This window comes from Mesorhizobium sp. M2A.F.Ca.ET.037.01.1.1, from assembly GCF_003998075.1.
In the GTDB taxonomy this organism is placed as follows: Bacteria; Pseudomonadota; Alphaproteobacteria; order Rhizobiales; family Rhizobiaceae; genus Mesorhizobium.
In genome coordinates this window covers 1-3,701 of sequence record NZ_RZSA01000690.1, presented here as the reverse complement: position 1 = coordinate 3,701, position 3,701 = coordinate 1, and the positions used below count along the sequence as shown (strand labels likewise).

The following is a 3,701-nucleotide window of genomic DNA, read 5'->3' as shown; positions in this document are numbered from 1 at the left end:
CGTCGGCGGCTTCTTCCTGGTCCAGTCGCTGCACTCGGTCTCGGTCGCGATGGTGTTGATCGGGCTGCAGAAGATGATCGGCGAGACGGCTTCCGAGGAGCGCACGGGCGCGGCGCAGGGCATTGCCTATTTCTTCAACGGCTTCTTCATGGCGGCGGTGACGCTTGCTTCCGGCCCGCTTTACGACCGCTTGGGCGTCGATGGTTTCTGGGCGATGATCCCGATCGCGGTCATCGGCATGGCGCTGATCGGTCTCGCCGCGCGCTCAGCCCCAAAGCTCCCTGTTGGGGGGTGAAACCAGCGATCCCTGGTAGACGAGGCCGGGCTCGCGATCGCGTGCGAGAAGCAGCGGGCCATCGAGGTCGACGAAGTCGGCATCCTGCGCCAGGAGCACCGCCGGCGCCATGGCGAGCGAGGTGCCGACCATGCAGCCCACCATGATGCCGAAGCCGAGATCGCGGGCTCGGTCGCGCAATCTCAATGCCTCCGTCAGGCCGCCGGATTTGTCGAGCTTAATGTTGACGGCGTCGTAGAGACCGACCAGCGCGTCGAGGTCCTTTGCCGCATGCACGCTTTCGTCGGCGCAGATCGGCACCGGATGCGCGATCCGGCGCAGGATGTCGTCCTTGTCCGCCGGCAGCGGCTGCTCGATGAGCGTGATGCCGTGCTGAGCGGCGAAGGCCAGGTTCGCCTCGACATTTTGGTCCGTCCAGCCCTCATTGGCATCGAGGATGATGCGGCTTTCGGGGGCGGCCTCCGTCACCGCGCGAATCCGCGCCATGTCGTTGTCGCCGCCGATCTTGACCTTGAGCAAAGGCCGCGCGGCATTGGCGCGCGCCTGCGCGGCCATGGCTTCCGGTTCGGCAAGCGACAGCGTGTAGGCGGTTTCCAGCGGCTTGGGCGGAAGGACGCCGATCGCTGCCGCCACGGGCTTGCCGGTCAGCTTGGCTTCCAGATCCCACAGCGCGCAATCTATGGCGTTTCGCGCGGCGCCCGCGGGCATGGCAGCGAGCAGTGCGGTCCGGTCGATGCCGCCAGCGATCTGGTCGCGGATGACCTCGATGGCGGCATATACGCCCTGCATGGTCTCGCCGTAGCGCTTGTAAGGCACGCACTCGCCGCGCCCGGAACGTCCCCCGTCAGCGATCGTTACGGTGATGACTTCGGCCTCGGTTTTGGATCCGCGTGAGATGGTGAAGGTGCCGGCGATCGGGAATCGCTCCATTTCGACCGAAATGACACGCGCCATAATTTTCTTCTCCGGCTGTGCGACACCAGTCTGCCGGCAAATCGACACGCCAGTCCCGTCACGCTAAACAGGACGCCATGTTGACCATCCGCAAACGCGACGCAAGCGGCGAGGCCGCCGAGAACGGCGAGCATCGACCGCGCGTCGCCGTGGGCGAAGAGGGCGGGGTGCTGGGCTGCGCGTTTTCCGGCGTGTGGACGACGCGCACCGTGGCGGCGGTCGATGCGGACATGCGCAAGATCGAGCAGAGAAGCGGCGCGAAACAGCTGATGCTCGATCTTTCCCACATCGAAAAGATCGACACGGCCGGGGCCTGGCTGATCGACCGGCTGGCCAGCGCCTTCGAGAAGAAAGGCGTCGAGGTCCATTTGCAGGGGCAAAGCGAGGTCGCCTCGATCCTGCTCGGCGCCGTCGGCGACGCGGTCCGCCGCGAGCCCGAATCGGGCCCGTCCGGGCCGCCCAACATCATCCTGCGCGCTCTGGAGCTGGTTGGCCGGCGGGTCTACGAGATGCGCGACGATTTCTTCGCCTCGATGAATATCCTCGGCGCCACGATCCGTGGCGCGCAGATGAAGCTCGGGCGCGGTCACGCAGTCAATCCGGCCGCGATCTTCAACCAGATCGATCGCATGGGCGTCGGCGCAATCCCGGTGGTGGTGCTGATGTCGGCCATCGTCGGCGCCATCGTCGCCCAGCAGGGCGCCTATCAGCTCAGCTATTTCGGCGCCAATATCTTCGTCGTCGACCTAGTCGGCGTGCTGATCCTGCGCGAGCTCGGCGTGCTGATGACGGCGATCATGCTCGCCGGACGTTCGGGCAGCGCCATCACGGCCGAGATCGGCTCGATGAAGATGCGCGAGGAGGTCGACGCGCTCAAGGTGATCGGCCTCAATCCGATCGGCGTGCTGGTGTTTCCCCGGCTCGTCGCGCTGGTGATCGGGCTGCCTTGCCTCACCATCATCGCCAATTTCGCCGCCCTTGCCGGCGGCATCGTCGCCGCCTGGCTCTATTCCGACATCCCGCCGGCCGCGTTCATCGACAGGCTGCGCGTCGCCATCGATCTCAGCACCATCTTCGCCGGCCTGATCAAGGCGCCGTTCATGGCCCTGATCATCGGGATCATTGCGTCTGTCGAGGGCATGAAAGTCGGCGGCAGCGCCGAATCGCTCGGCCTGCACGTCACCGCTTCGGTGGTGAAGTCGATCTTCATCGTCATCATCCTCGACGGGCTTTTCGCCATGTTCTACGCAGCGATCGGCTTCTGAGATGGCGAACGGCAACGGCGCCACGGCAGCGGAGCACACGAACGATGGCGAGATCGTGCTTTCGGTTCGCGACGTCACCGTCGCCATCGGCGACAAGCTGATCCTCGACAAGCTTTCGCTCGACATCAAGCGCGGGGAAATCCTTGGCTTTGTCGGCGCGTCCGGCGCCGGCAAATCGGTGCTGCTGCGCACCATACTGGGACTGATGCCGAAGCAGTCGGGGACGATCAGCCTGTTCGGCGTCGATGTCGACAAGGCAAGCGACGCCGATCGCCTGCGCATCGATATGCGGCTGGGCGTCCTCTTCCAGCATGGGGCGCTGTTTTCGGCGCTGACGGTGCTGGAGAACGTGCAGGTGCCGATGCGCGAATATCTCGACCTGCCCAAAGCGCTGATGGATGAGCTCGCCATGCTCAAGATCGAACTGGTCGGGCTGCCGACCGACGCCGCGCAGAAATTCCCGTCCGAACTTTCCGGCGGCATGATCAAGCGCGCGGCGCTCGCGCGTGCGCTTGCGCTCGATCCCGACATCGTCTTTCTGGACGAACCGACCTCCGGGCTCGACCCGATCAGCGCAGCCGAGTTCGACGAACTGGTCGTCAAGCTGCGCGACACAATGGATCTCACCGTCTACATGGTCACGCACGACCTCGACACGCTGTTCACCGCTTGCGACCACGTCGCGGTGCTCGGCAAGAAGCGGGTTCTGGTGGAAGGCACGATCGACGACATGCTGAAGAGCGATGAGCCGTGGGTGAAATCCTATTTCCGCGGAAAACGCGCCCGGCAACTTGATCTTGCGGCGCGCGCATAGCGATAAGTGGGGCGATGGAAACAAGAGCCAACTACGTCATCGTCGGCATCTTCACGCTGGGCGCGATCCTGGCGGCCTTCGCCTTCGTCTATTGGACGGCCGCCATCGGCGACAGGGGCGAAACGGCGATGCTGCGCGTGCGCATCCCAGGCTCGGCCTCCGGCCTCAGCCGCGGCAGCCTGGTGCTGTTCAACGGCGTCAGGGTGGGCGATGTGAAAAACGTCTATATCGATGGCGACGATCCGACCGTCGCCATTGCCGACGCCGAAATCGCCCGCTGGACACCTATCACCAAGTCGACGCAGGCCGACATCGGACTGACCGGCCTCAGCGGCCAGGCCAATATCGAGCTCAAGGGCGCCGACCCCAAGGA

General features: G+C 64.9%; 4 protein-coding genes and 1 pseudogene. 4 read left to right on the top strand and 1 reads right to left on the bottom strand.

Going from position 1 to position 3,701, the window contains the following annotated elements; translation table 11 throughout:
* Positions 1–295, top strand: a pseudogene (locus tag EOA27_RS27065) (MFS transporter); the annotation flags it as partial.
* Here the strand turns inward: EOA27_RS27065 and dgcA are convergent.
* Positions 266–1,249 carry an N-acetyl-D-Glu racemase DgcA gene (dgcA, locus tag EOA27_RS27060; protein ID WP_126082536.1) on the bottom strand — a complete coding sequence of 328 codons (984 nt, stop codon included), beginning with the start codon at positions 1,247–1,249 and terminating at the stop codon, positions 266–268. The pseudogene EOA27_RS27065 and the gene dgcA overlap by 30 nt on opposite strands.
* A 77-nt stretch (positions 1,250–1,326) precedes the next feature.
* Between dgcA and EOA27_RS27055 the strand changes: the two genes are divergently transcribed.
* The 3 genes from EOA27_RS27055 to EOA27_RS27045 form a co-directional block, all read left to right on the top strand.
* On the top strand, positions 1,327–2,514 hold the full coding sequence (locus tag EOA27_RS27055) for an ABC transporter permease (protein WP_126082537.1): 1,188 nt from the start codon (positions 1,327–1,329) through the stop codon (positions 2,512–2,514).
* Position 2,515: 1 nt separating this feature from the next.
* On the top strand, positions 2,516–3,328 hold the full coding sequence (locus tag EOA27_RS27050; RefSeq protein WP_126060642.1) for an ABC transporter ATP-binding protein: 813 nt from the start codon (positions 2,516–2,518) through the stop codon (positions 3,326–3,328).
* 14 nt (positions 3,329–3,342) lie between these two features.
* Positions 3,343–3,701, top strand: a 359-nt coding sequence (locus EOA27_RS27045; protein ID WP_145970555.1) for an MlaD family protein, incomplete at its 3' end; no start/stop codon positions are given.

What these genes read in the sequence shown, in the direction of transcription:
- EOA27_RS27055 (WP_126082537.1), top strand. Translation starts at nt 1,327, where the DNA reads ATGTTGACCATCCGCAAACGCGACGCAAGCGGCGAGGCCGCCGAGAAC.
- EOA27_RS27050 (WP_126060642.1), top strand. Translation starts at nt 2,516, where the DNA reads ATGGCGAACGGCAACGGCGCCACGGCAGCGGAGCACACGAACGATGGC.
- dgcA (WP_126082536.1), bottom strand. Translation starts at nt 1,249, where the DNA reads ATGGCGCGTGTCATTTCGGTCGAAATGGAGCGATTCCCGATCGCCGGC.